Consider the following 16,366-nt stretch of genomic DNA (forward strand, 5'->3'; position numbering starts at 1 on the left):
TTATTCTTGCGCCATCGAACCCCCGATGGAGACAGCGACCATGTACACGGAACAAGGCGGCGAAGGCCCGGACCTGCTGCTCATGCTGCACGGCATGGGCGCGACGGGCGCGGTGTGGTCGCCGATGTGCGCCAACGCCGGCACGCGTTGGCGTGGCCGCTGGCTGGTTGTCGACCTGCCGGGCCACGGCCAGTCCCATCGGCAAGACAGCTATGCCATCGGCCAGTACGCCGCCAGCGTCGCACGCGCGGTGTTGCCGCACATCGACCCCGCTGGGCGCCTCGTGGTGCTCGGGCACTCGCTGGGCGGGGTTGTCGGCCTTGCGCTGGCAACGGGCTGGTTCGGCGTGGTGCCGCACCAGGTCTTCGCAGCCGGCATCAAGATCGCGTGGACCGACGAAGAGCTGCGCCGCATGGAGGCGTTGGCATCGCAGCCGGCCAAGACCTTCGCCACGGAAGAAGAGGCGAGGGACCGCTACCTGAAGGTCTCCGGCCTTGCCGGCATCGCCAACACGGCGGCGACACCCTACGTCGTGGGGCGGGGCATCGCGCGTGGCACGAATGATGGTGATGGCTGGCGCCTCGCGATGGACCCTCGCGCCAATGGCGTGGGCAAGCCACCGATGGCCGAGCTGATGACGCTGGCGCGATGCCCTGTGCACCTGGGCTGTGGGCGCGACGACGCGCTGGTGACGATGGCGCAGACCCGCTCGCTCGATGCCGATGCGCGCGACCTCGGGCCGCATGGCCACAACGTGATGGTCGAGGCGCCCGGTCAGTTGTGGGACTGGCTTGCCTTGTTCCCCTGAACTTCTCCGGTCCGTCGAAGCGTCACCACGCGCACTTCGGCCGCGCGTGCCCGCAACTGGCCGCACCCGCCGTCGACGTCCTGCCCGGCCGAGTTGCGCAGCTTGGTCAGAATGCCCTGCTGGTGCAGCGTGCGCGCGATCTGTTCGCAGCGCTCCCACGACGGGCGAGTGAAGGCCACGCCGTCCACCGCGTTGAAGGGAATGATGTTCAGCACGCCGTATTTGCCGGACAGCAGCCTGACGATGCCTTCGATTTCATCGGGCCCGTCGTTGACGCCTTCGAGCAGGGTCCACTGGTACTGAATGGGGTAGCCGGTGGCCCGCGCATAGTGCTCGCCCGCGGCGACCAGTTGTTCGGGCGTCATGGCCGGTGCGCGCGGCAGGAGCGTCTTGCGCAGGTCGGCTCGGGTGGTGTGCAACGAAAGCGCCAGCGCGGGCCTGACGCGTTCGTGCAGCAGCCGCTCGAACACACGCGGGTCGCCCACGGTCGAAAACACCAGGTTCTTGTGGCCGACGTTGCCCACGGTGCCGAGCAGGTCGATGGCCTCGATCACGTTGTCCAGGTTGTGGGCCGGTTCGCCCATGCCCATGAACACGACCTTGCGCACGGGCCGGCGCATGCGCGCAAGGGCGACCTGGGCAATGATCTCGGCGCTTCCCACCTGGCGCAGCAACCCTTCGCGGCCGGTCATGCAGAACTGGCACCCGACAGCGCACCCGACCTGCGACGACACGCACAGGCCGTCGCGGGGCAGCAGCACGCTCTCGACGGTCTGGCCGTCCGCCAGGGCGACGAGCAGCCGCTCGGAACCGTCGGCACCGGGGTGAATGGCGTGGATGCGCGCCAGCCCCGCAAGCTCGGCCTCGATGGCCGGCAGGGCCTGCAGCAGCGACGACGGAAAGAAGGTGCCGGGCAGGCGCCGGCCGCTGTCGCGGGGCAACGCATGGGACCACAGCCGCAGGATGCGCTGCTCGTGGCTGGGGCCTGCGCCGGCTTCCCGCAGTCGTCGTTTCAGTTCGTGGATTCGCATGCGCTGGCTGGGGCAAAGGGGTGGTCGACAGGCGACAGATTGTGCACGGCGGTCGTCGGAGGGCGCCGTGGGCTGCCTGCCGGCCCGGACGGCAGTAGCATTTGTTCGTTCGTTCGTTCGTTCGCTCGGGAGGCACCGGGGGCCGAAGGCCCTTTCACACAGGAGAACGTCGATGCGCAACCTTCTCGGCCATGGAATCGCGGGCTTGCTGCTGGCACTGGCGTCGCAAGTCCACGCGCAGGCCACGCAGACGGTGGTGGACATTCCGACCCGGCCCGGGGTGACGCAGCGAATGCTGGTGCTGTCGCCGCCACCGTCGGCAGGCGCGCCCAAGGCCGCGGTGATCCTGCTGGCAGGCGGGCACGGCGGGCTGCAGATCTTTCCCAATGGATCGTTCAAGTGGGGCGCCGGAAACTTTCTCGTTCGCGCGCGGCAGTTGTTTGCAGACCAGGGGCTGATGGTGGCCGTGGTCGATGCCCCGTCGGACCGGCAGAACCCGCTGTACCTGAGCGGGTTTCGCCAGAAGCCGGAGCATGCGGCCGACATGAAGGCGGCCATCGCGTGGATGCGCGAGCAATCGAAGGCGCCGGTGTGGCTGGTGGGCACCAGCCGCGGTACGCAATCGGCCGCGTACGTGGCCACGGAGCTTTCCGGTCCCGAAGGGCCGGACGGCATCGTGCTGACCTCGACCATCCTGACCGACACGAATGGCCGGTCCGTTCCGGCGATGCCGCTGGAAAAGGTTCGGGTTCCGGTTCTCGTGGTGCATCACGAGCAAGACGGCTGCGCGCTTTGCTCTTTTGCCAACGTGCCGACACTGATGGCAAAGCTCGACAACTCGCCGAGAAAGGCGCTGCTGAGCTTCAAGGGCGGGGAGAACAAGGGCGACGCATGCGAGGCCATGGCGTATCACGGCTTCAACGGGCTCGACCGCGAGGTCGTCCAGCAGATCGCGGACTGGGTGGTTGCCAGGTAGGCGGGGCAAGGCAGGGATGTCCGGCCCTGCGAAGAAAAGAACGCTAGCCCCGCACCGCGCTCCTGAAGGCCGCCGACAACGCATCGAGCGCATCGCGTGGCCGGCCGTCCTTCACCCGCGAGTGAAGCAGCACCGGCAAGCGCGGCAGGCCGGGAAGCCCGAGCTTGGCGCCGACATCGATGGCGCCGAACGGCAGCATGCGCGGCGCCAATGCGGCCACGCCCAGCCCAGCCATGACGGCCGCAACAACTGCTGCAACGCCGCCGCCCACAAATACTTCTGTCCGCGGCACGCGCGCCGCATCGAGCAGTTGCCCGGCCAGCGCACGCACACCGCAGGGCTCGGCCATGGTGGCCAGTGGCAGGGGCTCGCCCGCGCGGTGCTGCCAGCCTGGCGCGGCGAACCAGCCGAACTTTTCTTCGGCAAGAAGTTCGCCGTCGTTTCGCCCGGCATGCAGGCGAACGATGACGGTGTCGAGCTCCCGCCGGTCGAAGCTTTGCAGCAGGTCGCCCGACGAGCCGATGCGAATTTCGATCAGCAGCTGCGGGTCTTGCGCGTTCATGCGCGCGATGAGCGCGGGAAGCTCGGGTCCCGCCACGTGGTCGCTGATGCCGATGGTCAGTCGCTGCCGGGCTTCTTCGGCAAACACGGTGAGCGCGCGATCGTGCACTTCGAGCAGTGCGCGCGCATGTTCCAGAAAGGCCGCGCCCCGCGCCGAAAGCTCGACCGACCGGGGCGTGCGTTCGATGAGCCGGCAGCCGAGCCTGTCTTCGAGCCGCTTCAGTTTCAGGCTGACGCCGGCCTGCGTGGTTTGCATGGCTTCGGCCGCGCGGGTGAAGCTGCCGAGCTCGACGATGCGGATGAATGCCTCGACGGCGTCGAGGTCGAGTGGTCGTTCAATCATTTCAAAAAATTGTCGTTGATATAAATATCAATAGCAATTTGAAATGACTAGCATGAAGCCGGGACGACAAGCAAACAAGGAAAGGACTCCCCGATGCCTCTGCTTCATATCTCGCTGCGCGCCGGCAAGCCGGACGCCTACCGGCAGGCGATTTTCGACAGCCTCTACCGCGCGATGCGCGACACGCTGGCCGTGCCTGAAGACGACCAGTTCATGACGCTGACCGAGCACGATGCCGCGAACTTTCGCTACGGCAATGCCTTTGGCATGGCCCGAAGCGACGACCTGGTGTTCATCCGCATCACCGTGTTCAACACGCGCACGGCGGAGCAGAAGAAGGCGCTGTTCCAGCGCATCGCGGAACTGCTCGGCGACAGCCCCGGCATCCGGCCGGAGGACGTGTTCGTGACCATTGCCGACGCGCCGAAAGAGAACTGGTCGGTGGGCAACGGCCTCGCGCAATTTGCCTGAGGCGTTGCTGCCCCAGCCTCAACGCTGCGGCATGTCCTTCACCGAATACCCCAGGCTCACCGTCGCATCTTCCGGAATCGCGGGCATGGTCGCGTTCCACTTCAACCAGTCCGCCCGCATGGCGGCCAGCCGCTCGGGCTCTTTCTTTCCGAGGTTCGCGCGCTCGCGCTCATCGGCGGGAATGTTGAACAGGTATTCGTTGCCGTCGACCTGCAGGTATTTCCAGTCGCCATCGCGCAGCGCCTGCTGGCCGCGATGGTTCATGCGCCAGTGCAGCGGGCGGCGGAAGCTGTGCGTTGCATCTTTCAGCACGGGCATCAACGACACGCCATCGAGCGGGTACGCCGCATCGGCCTTCACGCCGGCCGCGTCGAGCATGGTGGCGGACCAGTCCATGGTCATGCACAGCTGCTTGCTCTCGCCGCCCTTGGCAATTACCGCGGGCCAGTGCGCGATCCATGGCACGCGGATGCCGCCTTCGGTCAGGTCCATCTTGCCGCCGACCAGTGGCCAGTTGTCCGAAAAGCGCTCGCCGCCGTTGTCGCTGGTGAACACGACGAGCGTGTTGTCGGCCATGCCGTGCTTTTGCAGCGCGGCCATGATCCAGCCGATGCCCTCGTCCATGTGATGGATCATGCGGCGGTACACATGGATGTTGCCGCCAGCCAGGTCGAACAGGTTGTCCTTGATGGTCGGCGCCTTCTCTGCGTCGTCGCGCGTTTCCCACGGCCAGTGCGGCGCGGTGTAGTGCAGGCTCAGGAAGAAGGGGGCGTCTTTCTCTTTCTTCTGCAGATCGGCCATGCGCTCCACGTAGTCGACGGCGCGCTTGGAAAAAATGTCGGTGAGGTAACCCTCTTCCTGCTTGTCTTCTTCACCGAACCACAGGTCGTGCCGGCCGGTGGAATCGCAGTGGGTGAAGTAGTCGACGCCGCCCGACATGGGGCCGAAGAATTCGTCGTAGCCCGAGCGCAGCGGGCCGAAGCTGGGCGGGTAGCCCAGGTGCCACTTGCCGATAAGGGCGGTCTGGTAGCCGCTGGCTTTCAGCAACGACGGCAGGGTGGGGTGGTCGGTCGGCAGGCCGAGCGTGCTGCTGCCGCGGCTCTTGCTGTTGATGGGCTCTTCGGCCGCGCCGCGCAGCCGGTACTGGTAGCGCGCGGTAATCATCGCGAAGCGCGTGGGCGAGCACACGGGCGAGTTCGAGTAGCCCTGCGTGAGCTTCAGGCCGTTGGCGGCCAGCCCGTCGAGCACGGGCGACACGGGGCCGAACACGGCATCGCGGCCGCCGTAGCAGCCAAGGTCGGCATAGCCGAGGTCGTCGGCCACGATGAAGATGATGTTGGGTCTGCTGCTGGTCATGTCTCTGGATCGGTGCAAGGGGTTCAGGGCTGGTAGCCGGACTTCTGGACGACGGGGCTCCACTGCGCGCGGTAGGCCTTCAGCATGGCCACGGTCTGTGCCTGCGTGCTGACCACGGGCGTCATGCCCGAGTCCTTGAACTTGCGCTGGGTGTCGGGGTCTTGCATGACTTCGCGGATGGCGGTGGCCAGCCGGTCGGCCTTGTCCTTCGGCATGCTGGTGGGCGCGAAGAAGGTGTTCCAGCCGGTGGCGGCCAGGTCAAGCCCGGCTTCCTTGAAGGTCGGGATGTTGGGCGCGAACGGCGAGCGCTTGGCGCCCGACAGCGCCAGGATGCGCAGCTTGCCCGCGTTGTGCTGCGGCAGCACCACGTCTTCGGTGTCGACGGCAATGGGCACCTGCCCGCCGATGAGGTCGTTCAGCAGCGGCGCGGAGCCGCGGTAGCCGATCACCTGGGTCTGCACATTGGCCTTCTCGCCCATCATCAGGCCGAAGAAGTGCGGCAGGCTGCCGGTGGCCGGCACGCCCACGTTGGCCTGCGCGGGGTTGGCGCGCATCCATGCGAGCAGGTGGCCCAGCTCGCGCACCGGCAGGGTGGGCGACACGGCCAGCGCGAAGTCGTAGTCGTTGACGTGGGACACGGGCACGAAGTCGCGCTCGGCGTCGTAGTTGTTGTCCTTGAAGACCAGCGGCGCCACCACCATCACTGCGGGGTTGGCGAGCATCAGCACGTTCTGGTTGGCGGGCGTGATCTTCACCTGCTGCGCCGCAAGGCGGCCGCCGGCACCGGGCTTGTTGTCGACGATGACGGGCACGCCCAGCCTGGCGCCGAGCTTGTCGCCGACGATGCGCGCCACGCGGTCGGTGGCGCCGCCGGGTGCGTAGCCGACCACGATGTGCAGCGGGCTGTCGAGCGATGGCGATTGCGATTGCGATTGTGCGTATGCGGTGGTGCCGGTGGTGGCGATGGGCGCCACAACGCAGGCTGCGGCCAGCAACGTGGCAAGGCGGCGGGTGATGGGTGTGTTTCGGGTCGTCATGGTGGCTTCTTGCGGGGTCAATCGTTGGCTTGGAAATTCACGGCCTTCATGATGCCCGCCCAGCGCGCCGTGTCTTCGCGCATGGTCTTCAGCAGCGCTTCGCTGCCGTCGCCGACGGGGTACATGCCGTTCTGCAACAGCTGCTGGCGCACTTCGCGCGTGTTCACGGCGCGGGTGAATTCGGCGCGCAGCTTGTCGATGATGGGCTGCGGCGTTTTAAGCGGCGCGTAGTACGCAAACCATGCGGTCGCGACCACGTCCTTGTAGCCGCTCTCCACGAAGCTCGGCAGGTTGGGCATGAGCGGCGAGCGCTTGTCGCCGCTGGTGGCCAGCACCTTCACGCGGCCCGAAGGCAGCATCTGCTGCGCGCCGCCGATGGTGTCGAAGTACACGGGCACGGTGCCGCCCATCACGTCTTGCCGCGCGGGCGTGGAGCCGCGGTAGGGCACATGCATCATCTTCAGGCCGGCCGCGCGGTTGAGCATTTCGCCCAGAAAGTGCGAGGGCGTGCCTGCGCCATACGAGGCAAAGCTCACCTTGTCGCCCTGCGCCTTGGCCCAGGCAATGAACTCGGGCAGCGTGTTGGCGGGCACGTCCTTGTTGACGACCAGCGCCAGCTCGAAGCGGGCCGCATTGAGGATCGGCACAAAGTCCCTGATCGGGTCGTACGAGAGGTTGCGGTAGGCGCTGGGAAACATGGTCATCATGCTGGCCGTGCCCAGCAACAGCATGTGGCCATCGGGCGGCGCCGTCTTCACGGCCTCGACCGCGATGCGGCCCGCCGCGCCCGAGCGGTTGTCGACGATCAGCGGGCCCAGCGCGTCGCGCACCTGCTGCGCAATGGCGCGCGTCAGCACGTCTTGCGTGCCGCCGGCGGGCACGCCGATCAGCACCTTGATGGGCTGGCCGGGCGTGAAGGCCGGCTGGGCTTGGGCCAGCGACGCGGCGGGGGCGAGCGCAAGGGCACCCAGCGCGGCAAGGGCGTGGCGGCGGTTCGGATGATCGGGAATCAGGGGCATGGGGCGGGGTCTCCGGAAGCTCTGTTTCATTTGTTCTGCAAGGCCGGGCGCTGGAGCCGCGACTGCGGACGATTCTGGAGACGCTACATTCGATTGATCAAATCAACCATTGCCCGGATTTACCCGGCCCCGCACCCGAAATGACTGCCGCCGACGCCGACGCCGCTGCACCACGCCGACCGCTGGACGACCTGCTGCTGTACCGGCTGTCGCGCCTGCTGGCCGTGGCGGGCAGCATGGTGATTCGCCTGTGCGAAGGGCGCTTCGGCATCACGCGGCGCGAGTGGCGGCTGATCGCCGTGCTGGCCAGCCGTGGCGAGCTGAATTCGTCGCAGCTTGCCGAGCATGCCCAGCTCGACCGGGCGCGCACCTCCAAGGCCGTGGGCTCCATCGTTGCCAAGCAACTGGTCACGCGCGTGGCCCGCGCGGGCGACCGGCGGCAGGTGCAGCTGGGCCTGACCGAAGCGGGCAGGGCGCTGTACGACGAACTTTTTCCGCTGGTCACGCAGATCAACGCCGAGCTGATGGGCGCGCTCGATGCAGCCGACGCCCAGCGCTTCGATGCTTCGCTGAACCGCCTGCAGGCGCAGGCCGAGCGCATGGTCGAGAAGGCCGTGCTGCCCAAGGCCGACCGCGGGCGCCACGCGCAGACACCGCCCCGGCCGCGCCAGGGCGCGCGCGACCGAGTGGCACGATGAAAGAACACATGCTTGAACCGTCACGCCGAATACCGTATCGCACCTGGCCCGGCGCGCTGGCGGTGCTCCTTGCCATTGCTGCCTATGTGGGCGGCCTGACCTTCTGGAACAACCACACGCCCGGCAACCGGACGCTGGACGCGGGGCAGACCGTCGAAGTGGGCCACGCCAGGTTCGTGCCAGCCGACGGATGGCAGATGGACGTGTCGCGCTCGAAGGCCGGCAAGTCTTTGATGCTGTTCAAGGGCGGCCACAAATTCCTCGTCAAGACCGGCCTGTGGATGGGCGGGCCCGACGGGCCGCTGGTGCGGCAGCAACGCATCATGGAGCGCGGCCAGGGGCTGCAGATCGACGGCGACGTGTCCGACTTCGTCACCGGCTGGGGGCTGCAGGGCAAGACCTTCGCCTACTACGGGCCCACGCTCGCCGGGCGGTTCTGGCAGGTGGTCGACCTGAAGCGCCACTCGCTCGTGCAGATCGATTTCTACGGCGCTCACGACGGCCTGAACGAAGCATTGGCCGAGGCGCGGAGCATGCTCGATTCGATGGACCTGGAGGCGCCGCAGTGAACCTGAACCTTCCCGACGAGCAGGACCAGGCCGCATGGCCCGTCGGCACCGATTCGTTTTTTCAGCCGCAACGCGCCGCCTTCTGGGTGCTGGCCGCGCTCATCGTCAACGGCCTGTTCTATACCGTGCACATGTTCTCGATGGGGTTCCGGGTCGTGCCCGTCACCGCATTGCTCGGACTGCTGGTGTGGGGCGGCTACACGCTGCTCTTCTTGCTGGTCTTTCGCACGCTCGACCTGCTGGAGCAGCACTCGTCGGAGGCGTATGTCCTGGCCTTTGCGTGGGGTGGTTTCGGCGCGGTCTATTTCGCCGTGCCGGCCAACATTGCCATTCAAAGCCTGTGCGCCAAGCTCATATCGCCGGACTTCGTGGCCGTGTGGGGGCCGGCGGTGGCGGGGCCGATCACCGAAGAATTCCTGAAGCTCGCCGGCGTCATCTTGCTGGTGCTGGTGGCACGCAACCAGTTCCAGACGTATCTGTCGGTGCTGATCGTCGGCGCCATGGCGGGGCTGGGTTTCCAGGTGGTCGAGAACCTGAGCTACACCGTCAACGCGTCGATGAACTTTCCGCTCGAAAACCAGGTGTACCCCGTGCTCTACAACCTGCTCATGCGCGGGTTGCTCAACGGGCTGTGGAGCCACGCGGCGTACACCACCATCGCCTCATTCGGCGTCGCGTGGTTCCTGCTCCACCCCGAGCGGCGCATGGTGACCCGGCTGGCCTGCGCGTTCCTGTGCTTCGCGCTGGCGTGGGCCATGCACTTCGTATGGAACTCGCCGCTCATGGACGAGCGCTTCGACGACGGGCCCGTGGGCATGGCGCTGTTCATTCTTGTCAAAGGCATTCCCGTGGTGATCGCAGCCGGACTTTTCTGGCGCGTCGCCGCGCAGGAGAACGGCGCCTACCTGCATGCCCTGGCGGCGTACTTCGTGCCCGAGCGCGAGTTGATCCGCGACGACGAATGGGTTCGCCTGGGCGCACCCATGCAGCGCTACAAGGTCCGCAGGGAAATCGGCTGGACCTTCGGGCTGCGCGCAAGGCGCCTGAAGGCACAGATGCAGTGCGAGCAGCTGAGGTTGATCCGCAAGGCCATGACGTATGGGCGCGGGGCGCAGACGCTGCGGCATGAAGTGGCGGTGAGGCGGCTGCGGGCGGAGTTGGAGCCGTTGATTTCCGTCAGTAAGCGTACGGGGTCACCTGAACAAACGGGTCGACCTGCACCCTGAAACCGTAGGGCGCGGGAGCGGTGTTGTCAAAGCGGCCAACAAACGGATTTGCGGCGGCGAACTCGATGAACTTTCCGCGCTTGTCGTCGACCACTCTGGCGCCTGGACAGTCCAACAGGTTGAGATTCATGACCGGTTGACGCTGCGTCGAGCAATAGACACTGACGGTCACATCGCCGCTCATCGGCCATACCGTCAACTCGAGGCGCACGTCCTGACGATGAACGACGTAGTGAAGCGAGGCGCCGTACTCCTCTTCAGTTGGGGCCACGCCCAGGAGTTCGAGAAAATCTACCGGCTCCCACATTAGTTCTGGCATCAAGAATTCCCGTCAGCGCGGGCCTGCATGGAGTCGATCTAGGGGACGGTTTGAGAAACGACGGCTCACTTGGGTATAGGAATCGACTTGGCGGCAATACGGTCGGGCAGGACACGGGCGATCAGTTCCGTGTCGCAATATTCTTCGTACCGGGCGATTTTTCCGTCCTTGAAATGGATCACGAAGACATAGTCGTTGTCGTAGCGTTGACCGTCGCGTGTCAGGTTATTGCCTCGGGCTTGCAAGACGATGACATCGTCACCGTCGATCAGGCGGGTCGGAATGGTGGCTCGCTCGGCGAGGGCGCGATTGAGTGGACGGAAAACCTCGTCGATGATGGTTTGCTTGCCCGAGAATTCGCCGCTCCAGGAGCCATTGCCAATGGTTCGCCAAACGACATCGTCGTGGCACGCCTCCCAGAAAGGCGCGCCATTGCCTTTGGCGACTTCGTCGAAGATGTCGGACACGAGTTGGGCGTTGGGAGAAAGCTTGCGCATAGAGCTCCTGTTACTTGATGGTTTTGAAAGTCGTGTCAGGCCGTGGACGCCGGCGGCTTCGCCACAAACCCGCGCTCCACATCGCCCTTGAACCCCACCGCTTCATACAGGCCGTGGGCTTCCGGGCGTTGCGCCCCGGACAGCAGCATGACCTTGCAGCAGTTGGCGCGCCAGGCTTCTGTCAAGGCGAATTCAAGCAGCGTGCGGCTGACCCCACGGCGCCGAAAGCGCTCGGCGGTCACGACGTGTTCAATGACCCCGATGGGGCGCCCGTCGCTGGCGAGGTTGGCCAGCTTTGCGAGCATGCAGGTGGCGGCAACCTCGCCATCGCATTCCGCGACCAGCACCATGGACCTGGGGCCTTCGGCCACTTCCTGCCAAAGCTCGGGAATGCGGTCGCTTGAAATCGGCGGGTCATTCGGGCGCAGCTCGCGGTAGAGCGAGAGCACTGCGGGAATGTCGGCGGCAACGGCTCTTCTTGTCGCGATGGATGTCATAGGGCGATGCAGCCTAGCTGTTGAGAAGCGAAGCAATCAAGAGGCCGTAGGCGAGAACGCCAAGGAAAGCTGCGGCCGGCCACTTCCAGATGGAGCGCCGCATTGGAACCATCGCGATGAGAACGCCGACCGCGATGGTCGCGGCGCCTTGCAGTTGTGCCTTCAAGCCACGCGCGCAACTGACCGAACCACGGCCTCGCGAGCAGTACTCGGCGGTCCAGATCGCATCGACCCCGATGGCCAGGGCCGCGATGGCGAGCAAGCCGGTGAGCCACGGAAGTATCCGGAAGACGCGTCGCTCGCGTGGTGACGGGGAAAGAGTCGCCAGTGTCGCTTCGAGCCGCTCGATGGATTCATCCCTGCGCTTCCCGGACTCGCGGATGTCCTCGAGTGCGCCAAGCGCTTCGTCTTTCAAAGGCGAAGGGGGAAGGGCTTTCAACTCTTCCGCTGCGTTGTGTAGATGAGTGCTCATGCCTGGCTCATTCCGATGTCTGCCGGCATCTGCTTTCACATAGCCGTCCCGCAGTGCCCTGTTTGTGATTCAAGACTTCTCCTCATCTGATTTTCGGCCGCCCTCTGCCCGGTGGAGGATGCCACAAGCCTCGCAAGAAAGGCGCTCCTGAACAGCGAACACGCAGGCCACGGATTCTTCTAGTTTCACCCCGCCTGAAGGGTTTCTTAATAATAGATCGAGTACTTGGTCTAATAATAGATGCCATGACGAACCAGCCCGATCACCCCCGTGCGAAAAGTTGACCCCGAGCGCCAGCTGGCCAAGCGCCGGCAGATCATGGAAGCCGCGGGCGACTGCTTTGCCCGACGCGGTTTCCACGCCACGACCACCGCCGAGATCTGCGCCGCGGCGGGCATGAGCCCTGGCAATCTCTTTCACTACTTCGACAGCAAGAGCGCGATCGTCGAGGCCATCGTCGACGAAGAACGGAGCGATACCGCCGCGTACTTTGCCGCGCTCGAAGAGGCGCCCGATTCCTTCGAGGCGCTGCTCGACTTTCTCGACGTGGTGATGGCCTTCGCCGCCGACAAGAGCTACGCGCGCCTGGCGCTCGAGATTGCCGCCGAGGCCATGCGCAACCCGGCCATCGGCGCGCGCACGGCCGCCAGCGACGCCGAAACGCGCGCCGCCATTGCCACACTGCTGCGCGCGGCCATGGCGCGCGGGCAGGCCGATGCGGGGCTCGACCCGGCGCAGGCCGCGTCGTGGGTGGCGGCGCTGATCGACGGCGTGTTCTCGCGGCTTGCGATGGACGCCTGCTTCGACCCGCAACGCGAAGCGCCGATGCTGCGCCTCGTGGTCAGCCGTTTCCTGAAACCCGGGAGCGCCGAATGAACGACGACGTGTCGAACAGAACAAAAGAAATCATGTCGCTTCAGAATCTTTCTGCACAACCCGCGGGCTCGCCGCCCGCGAACGAGCGCCAGTCGCTGGTCGATGCCCTGCGCGGCTTTGCGCTGCTGGGCATCCTCGTGGTCAACATAGCGAGCTTTTCTTCGGCTTACTACGGCGTGGGCGTGCCCGACCCGATGGCGCAGTCGGTGGTGGAACGCGCGGCGCTGTTCGTGCGGACCTTGCTGTTCGAAACCAAGTTCTACCTGCTGTTCTCGTTCCTGTTCGGCTACAGCTTCACGCTGCAGATGCAGTCGGCCGAGCGCGACGGCAAGCCCTTTGCGCCACGCCTGCTGCGGCGGCTGGTGGGGCTGTGGGTGCTCGGCCTGGTGCATGGGGTGCTGCTGTACCACGGCGACATCCTCACGACCTATGCGGTGCTGGGCGGCGTGCTGCTGGTGTTGCGGCGCCGGGGCGATGTGTTTCTCGTGCGCTGCGCCATCGGCCTCGTGTTGCTGACGTCGTTGATGTGGGCGAGCTTCGGCTACCTGCTGGCGTTTTCGGGCGTGCCGCTGGACACGCGTGGTGCGTACGCCGAGGCCGCGCAGGCATTGGCGGCCTACCGTGGAACGCCGGCCACGGTAGTCGCCCAGCACCTGCGCGAGCTGTCGCAGATCTGGGTGGTGATCGGGCTGGCGCAGGCGCCCACGGCGCTGGCGATGTTCTTCATGGGCTTCATCGCCGGGCGGCGCCGGCTCTTTGCGAACGTGGAAGCCCATCGGGCGCTGTTCAAGCGGCTGATCGCCTGGGGGCTGGTGGTCGGCGTGCCGGGTGCGGTGTTCTATGCCTGGCCGTCGGTGCGGCTGAACGATTCGGTGCGCGAAATCTACAGTCTGTCGGTCGGCCTGCTGACGGCGCCGTTTCTCACGGCCGCCTATGCATCGGGAATGATGCTTCTGTTCCAGACGCCGCGCGGCAAGGCGCTGGCCGAACTGCTGGCGCCGGCGGGGCGCATGGCACTGTCCAACTACCTGCTGCAGTCGCTGGTGTGCGCCTGGATTTTCCTGGCTTACGGGCTGCGGCTGATGGGAACGATCGGGCCGCTGGCGTCATTCGCGTTCGCCTTCGCGATCTTCGCCGGGCAACTGCTGTTGAGCCGTTGGTGGATGGAGCGCTTTGCCTACGGGCCGGTGGAATGGCTGCTGCGGGCCTTCACGAACCTGTCGCTTCCGGCGATGCGGCGCAGGCCACGGAGCGACGCTGGCTCTTCGGCCTTGCGGGACTGAACGACCGAGCGGGCATTCAGCCTTTCGCCAGCCGCGCTTCGTTCGATGCCGGCAGGTCGGGCAACTCGGCCAACTCCGCCAACTCCGCCAATGCAGGCAGTTCGGTCCCGGCCTTGTGATGAAGGGGCAGCCAGAGCTTGAAGCGGGTGCCGCTGCTGCCGGATTCCCAGCTCACGGTGCCGCCGATGGCCAGTGCGCGGCGCTGCTGGTTGCGCAGCCCGCGACCGCTTCGGTGCAGGGCTTCGTCGACGGCAAAGCCCGCGCCGTTGTCCTCGATCATCACATGCACGCCCTGGTCGTCCGTGGCCGTGCTGAAGCGGATCACGGTGGCCTGCGTGTGGCGCAGCACGTTGGCCACGCACTCCTGCATGATGCGCAAGATGTGCAGCGCGCTGCTCGGGTCCAGCCAGGGCAGCGCGGGCACCGACTGCACGTCCCAGCGCAGCGCAACGCCGGCGCTTTCGATGCGCGGCGCCAGTCGAAAGCGCAGGGTGGCCAGCAGCAGCAGCAGATCGGCATCGACGCTTTCCATGGAGTCGATGGCCAGCTTCAGGTCGTCCATGCAGCCCTTGAGCACGCCCGAGATTTCAGCGTCGTTCATGGCGCCTTGCTCCACCGAGCGGATGGCGCTGGTCAGCGACGAGCCCAGTCCGTCGTGCATGTCCTGCATCAGGCGCCGGCGTTCGGCACTGAGCATGTGCTGGTTCTCGATCACGCGCAACCGCTGGTAGCTTTGCTCCAGCTCGGCTTCGCGCGCCTGCAGGCGCTGGGCCAGGCCTGCGTTCAACCGGCCCACTTCGGCAAATGCGCCGGTGTACCGCTGGAACATGATGTACGAGAAGATGAAGAACAGGCTGATGATGGCGTAGGGCGAGGTGTACACGCTCTCCGGGCTCACCAGGTTGTTCTGCAACAGCCCGTCGTACGAAGTGACGGCTACGGTGAACACGGCCCAGCCCGCCACCAGTCGCCCCTCGGGAAATTGCGTGCGCAATGCCTTGCGCAGGTTCACCGCAAAGATCAGCACCGCGACGGGCAGCACCATCAGGTTGAGCAGCGGCGTGATGAGGTACAGGCTGGCAATCGACGCCGATACATGCGGCAGCGTCGCGATGTTGCAGGCCAGTGCCACCGCAACCATCGAACGGGTGAGCCAGGGCGAGGGCTGCTGGTGCAGGCGCTGCAGGAACAGGTGGATGAGGATGATCAGCCAGAGCATCGACGCCACGGTCATCCATTCGAACCACTCGTCGGACACGGGAAGGTAGTCGCCGCTCACGGAGTAGTGGAGCATGCGCAGGAAAGCGGCGGCGGAGATGGCGAAGAACAACAGATAGCGCACTTCGCGCCGCTTGCCCAGCCACACGGCAAAGGCGAAGGCACCGACCGCCAGGAATGCGGCGCTGCCCATGAACGGCAGCTGCACTTGCAGCAGTTCGCGAACCTGGTAGCGCCAGTTCAGCGAGTCTTGGTCGCCGACCCACACGGTCGAGAATCCGCTCCCGCTGCTACGCAGGCGGTTGACGCGAATGAGCACGGACGTGGGGGCGGGGGTGTTGGCGGTCGCGTTCAGCGGCAGCAGCAGGGGATGGTTGAAGCCGTTGTGTATGGGGCTGCCGTGCGACTGATAGAGCAGGGCACCATCGCCATAGACGGCAATGTGGCCGAGGGTCTTCCAGCGTGGGAGATAGAGATGGAGCGGTTGCTTCGACGGCGCCAATTCGGACAGATCGAGGTGATACCAGTCGGTAATGGTCTGCACGCCGCCCGTCGAGGTGGGGACGAGATCGCGCGGGGCGGTATGCGGAAGGGGAATGCTTTTCCAGCCGGTTTTCGGCAGTGCGGCGTCTTCGATGCGGCGCGGAGGGGCGGAGTAGCCCATGCCGGGAACGGAGAGCAATTGGGCCCGGGTGATGTGCACGGCGCCGACGGTGTGTTGCGGCGCTTCGTCGGTGGCGGGCAGTTGGCTGGGCGTGGCATGCGCACAAGTCAGGACGGCGAATGGCAATGCAAGCCACAGTTTCGCGATCCAGCGGCTGACTTGCTCCCAGCCGGTGCTGCCTGGCTTCATGGCTTGCGCCTGCCTTGCTGGGGACTTGCCGCCCGGGAATTACGGGGCGTGCTCCGGCCAATTGCGCCATTGAGGGTGTGGTGGCCGAGGGCGAAATGGGTCGGTTGCATCAGGACACAATTATGTCCTCGGGTTGCTTTGTGGACTTTTTCCGGTTTTTTGGATGTGCGAATTAGCGGGGTACTTGTTGTCGGCGCTGTTGTGTGTTGGGAGCGAGTTCATTCGGGGCGAGTGCGACTGACACCGGGTGCTCCCC

General features: G+C 65.8%; 18 protein-coding genes. 8 read left to right on the forward strand and 10 right to left on the reverse strand.

Annotation, left to right across the window (positions count from 1 at the left end):
• Positions 1-40 precede the first annotated feature (40 nt).
• Complete coding sequence (locus DBV14_RS17740; RefSeq protein WP_124460480.1) at positions 41-808, forward strand: alpha/beta fold hydrolase; 768 nt, start codon at positions 41-43, stop codon at positions 806-808.
• Here the strand turns inward: DBV14_RS17740 and DBV14_RS17745 are convergent.
• Positions 775-1,839 (reverse strand): RNA methyltransferase, encoded by a 1,065-nt coding sequence (locus DBV14_RS17745; RefSeq protein WP_124460481.1) that lies wholly within the window; start codon positions 1,837-1,839, stop codon positions 775-777. The two genes, DBV14_RS17740 and DBV14_RS17745, sit on opposite strands and share 34 nt — an antisense overlap.
• A 172-nt stretch (positions 1,840-2,011) precedes the next feature.
• Here DBV14_RS17745 and DBV14_RS17750 point away from each other — a divergent pair, with 172 nt between their 5' ends.
• Positions 2,012-2,815 carry an alpha/beta hydrolase gene (locus DBV14_RS17750; RefSeq protein WP_124460482.1) on the forward strand — a complete coding sequence of 268 codons (804 nt, stop codon included), beginning with the start codon at positions 2,012-2,014 and terminating at the stop codon, positions 2,813-2,815.
• A 43-nt stretch (positions 2,816-2,858) separates the two neighbouring features.
• On the opposite strand, the gene DBV14_RS17755 is transcribed toward DBV14_RS17750, so the two are convergent.
• Positions 2,859-3,719 carry a LysR family transcriptional regulator gene (locus tag DBV14_RS17755; RefSeq protein ID WP_124460483.1) on the reverse strand — a complete coding sequence of 287 codons (861 nt, stop codon included), beginning with the start codon at positions 3,717-3,719 and terminating at the stop codon, positions 2,859-2,861.
• 93 nt (positions 3,720-3,812) lie between these two features.
• Between DBV14_RS17755 and DBV14_RS17760 the strand changes: the two genes are divergently transcribed.
• Complete coding sequence (locus DBV14_RS17760) at positions 3,813-4,190, forward strand: tautomerase family protein (protein ID WP_124460484.1); 378 nt, start codon at positions 3,813-3,815, stop codon at positions 4,188-4,190.
• 18 nt (positions 4,191-4,208) lie between these two features.
• Here the strand turns inward: DBV14_RS17760 and DBV14_RS17765 are convergent, their stop codons facing one another.
• From DBV14_RS17765 to DBV14_RS17775, 3 genes are read right to left on the reverse strand one after another with little or no spacing between them, the layout of a single operon-like run.
• Positions 4,209-5,546: a sulfatase gene (locus DBV14_RS17765; RefSeq protein WP_124460485.1), complete on the reverse strand. Its 1,338-nt coding sequence runs from the start codon at positions 5,544-5,546 to the stop codon at positions 4,209-4,211.
• A 23-nt stretch (positions 5,547-5,569) separates the two neighbouring features.
• The gene (locus DBV14_RS17770; protein WP_124460486.1) at positions 5,570-6,583 is read right to left on the reverse strand and encodes a Bug family tripartite tricarboxylate transporter substrate binding protein; all 1,014 of its coding nucleotides are present in this window, start codon (positions 6,581-6,583) and stop codon (positions 5,570-5,572) included.
• A 17-nt stretch (positions 6,584-6,600) separates the two neighbouring features.
• Positions 6,601-7,602, reverse strand: coding sequence for a tripartite tricarboxylate transporter substrate binding protein (locus DBV14_RS17775; protein WP_124460487.1), 1,002 nt, complete (start codon positions 7,600-7,602; stop codon positions 6,601-6,603).
• A 140-nt stretch (positions 7,603-7,742) separates the two neighbouring features.
• Between DBV14_RS17775 and DBV14_RS17780 the strand changes: the two genes are divergently transcribed.
• Genes DBV14_RS17780 through DBV14_RS17790 form a run of 3 tightly spaced genes read left to right on the forward strand, consistent with a single transcriptional unit; the run spans position 7,743 to position 10,095 of the window.
• Positions 7,743-8,300 carry a MarR family winged helix-turn-helix transcriptional regulator gene (locus DBV14_RS17780; RefSeq protein WP_124460488.1) on the forward strand — a complete coding sequence of 186 codons (558 nt, stop codon included), beginning with the start codon at positions 7,743-7,745 and terminating at the stop codon, positions 8,298-8,300.
• Positions 8,301-8,308: 8 nt separating this feature from the next.
• Positions 8,309-8,869 (forward strand): hypothetical protein, encoded by a 561-nt coding sequence (locus tag DBV14_RS17785; RefSeq protein WP_124460489.1) that lies wholly within the window; start codon positions 8,309-8,311, stop codon positions 8,867-8,869.
• Positions 8,866-10,095, forward strand: a complete 1,230-nt coding sequence (locus tag DBV14_RS17790) for a PrsW family intramembrane metalloprotease (protein WP_124460490.1) — start codon at positions 8,866-8,868, stop codon at positions 10,093-10,095. The genes DBV14_RS17785 and DBV14_RS17790 overlap by 4 nt, the downstream gene beginning before the upstream one ends.
• On the opposite strand, the gene DBV14_RS33925 is transcribed toward DBV14_RS17790, so the two are convergent.
• The 4 genes from DBV14_RS33925 to DBV14_RS17810 all read right to left on the reverse strand — a co-directional run bounded on the left by DBV14_RS33925 (position 10,046) and on the right by DBV14_RS17810 (position 11,880).
• Positions 10,046-10,414: a hypothetical protein gene (locus DBV14_RS33925; protein ID WP_260397101.1), complete on the reverse strand. Its 369-nt coding sequence runs from the start codon at positions 10,412-10,414 to the stop codon at positions 10,046-10,048. The genes DBV14_RS17790 and DBV14_RS33925 overlap by 50 nt on opposite strands.
• A 65-nt stretch (positions 10,415-10,479) precedes the next feature.
• Positions 10,480-10,911 (reverse strand): nuclear transport factor 2 family protein, encoded by a 432-nt coding sequence (locus DBV14_RS17800; RefSeq protein ID WP_124460491.1) that lies wholly within the window; start codon positions 10,909-10,911, stop codon positions 10,480-10,482.
• 35 nt (positions 10,912-10,946) lie between these two features.
• Positions 10,947-11,408 (reverse strand): GNAT family N-acetyltransferase, encoded by a 462-nt coding sequence (locus DBV14_RS17805; RefSeq protein WP_124460492.1) that lies wholly within the window; start codon positions 11,406-11,408, stop codon positions 10,947-10,949.
• 13 nt (positions 11,409-11,421) lie between these two features.
• Entirely contained in the window at positions 11,422-11,880 is a 459-nt protein-coding gene (locus DBV14_RS17810) for a hypothetical protein (protein WP_124460493.1), read from the reverse strand.
• Positions 11,881-12,150: 270 nt separating this feature from the next.
• Between DBV14_RS17810 and DBV14_RS17815 the strand changes: the two genes are divergently transcribed.
• On the forward strand, positions 12,151-12,756 hold the full coding sequence (locus DBV14_RS17815) for a TetR/AcrR family transcriptional regulator (RefSeq protein WP_124460494.1): 606 nt from the start codon (positions 12,151-12,153) through the stop codon (positions 12,754-12,756).
• Positions 12,757-12,788: 32 nt separating this feature from the next.
• Positions 12,789-14,039 (forward strand): DUF418 domain-containing protein, encoded by a 1,251-nt coding sequence (locus DBV14_RS17820; RefSeq protein WP_124460495.1) that lies wholly within the window; start codon positions 12,789-12,791, stop codon positions 14,037-14,039.
• Between the two features lie 16 nt (positions 14,040-14,055).
• On the opposite strand, the gene DBV14_RS17825 is transcribed toward DBV14_RS17820, so the two are convergent.
• Positions 14,056-16,110, reverse strand: coding sequence for a sensor histidine kinase (locus DBV14_RS17825; RefSeq protein WP_260397102.1), 2,055 nt, complete (start codon positions 16,108-16,110; stop codon positions 14,056-14,058).
• Positions 16,111-16,366: the final 256 nt, after the last annotated feature.

It is taken from the genome of Variovorax sp. KBW07, from assembly GCF_003852515.1.
GTDB lineage: Bacteria > Pseudomonadota > Gammaproteobacteria > Burkholderiales > Burkholderiaceae_C > Variovorax.

Excerpts from the sequence above, each read along its gene's own strand:
- DBV14_RS17740 (WP_124460480.1), top strand. The coding sequence starts at position 41 with ATGTACACGGAACAAGGCGGCGAAGGCCCGGACCTGCTGCTCATGCTG.
- DBV14_RS17745 (WP_124460481.1), bottom strand. The coding sequence starts at position 1,839 with ATGCGAATCCACGAACTGAAACGACGACTGCGGGAAGCCGGCGCAGGC.
- DBV14_RS17750 (WP_124460482.1), top strand. The coding sequence starts at position 2,012 with ATGCGCAACCTTCTCGGCCATGGAATCGCGGGCTTGCTGCTGGCACTG.
- DBV14_RS17755 (WP_124460483.1), bottom strand. The coding sequence starts at position 3,719 with ATGATTGAACGACCACTCGACCTCGACGCCGTCGAGGCATTCATCCGC.
- DBV14_RS17760 (WP_124460484.1), top strand. The coding sequence starts at position 3,813 with ATGCCTCTGCTTCATATCTCGCTGCGCGCCGGCAAGCCGGACGCCTAC.
- DBV14_RS17765 (WP_124460485.1), bottom strand. The coding sequence starts at position 5,546 with ATGACCAGCAGCAGACCCAACATCATCTTCATCGTGGCCGACGACCTC.
- DBV14_RS17770 (WP_124460486.1), bottom strand. The coding sequence starts at position 6,583 with ATGACGACCCGAAACACACCCATCACCCGCCGCCTTGCCACGTTGCTG.
- DBV14_RS17775 (WP_124460487.1), bottom strand. The coding sequence starts at position 7,602 with ATGCCCCTGATTCCCGATCATCCGAACCGCCGCCACGCCCTTGCCGCG.
- DBV14_RS17780 (WP_124460488.1), top strand. The coding sequence starts at position 7,743 with ATGACTGCCGCCGACGCCGACGCCGCTGCACCACGCCGACCGCTGGAC.
- DBV14_RS17785 (WP_124460489.1), top strand. The coding sequence starts at position 8,309 with ATGCTTGAACCGTCACGCCGAATACCGTATCGCACCTGGCCCGGCGCG.
- DBV14_RS33925 (WP_260397101.1), bottom strand. The coding sequence starts at position 10,414 with ATGCCAGAACTAATGTGGGAGCCGGTAGATTTTCTCGAACTCCTGGGC.
- DBV14_RS17800 (WP_124460491.1), bottom strand. The coding sequence starts at position 10,911 with ATGCGCAAGCTTTCTCCCAACGCCCAACTCGTGTCCGACATCTTCGAC.
- DBV14_RS17805 (WP_124460492.1), bottom strand. The coding sequence starts at position 11,408 with ATGACATCCATCGCGACAAGAAGAGCCGTTGCCGCCGACATTCCCGCA.
- DBV14_RS17810 (WP_124460493.1), bottom strand. The coding sequence starts at position 11,880 with ATGAGCACTCATCTACACAACGCAGCGGAAGAGTTGAAAGCCCTTCCC.
- DBV14_RS17820 (WP_124460495.1), top strand. The coding sequence starts at position 12,789 with ATGTCGCTTCAGAATCTTTCTGCACAACCCGCGGGCTCGCCGCCCGCG.
- DBV14_RS17825 (WP_260397102.1), bottom strand. The coding sequence starts at position 16,110 with ATGAAGCCAGGCAGCACCGGCTGGGAGCAAGTCAGCCGCTGGATCGCG.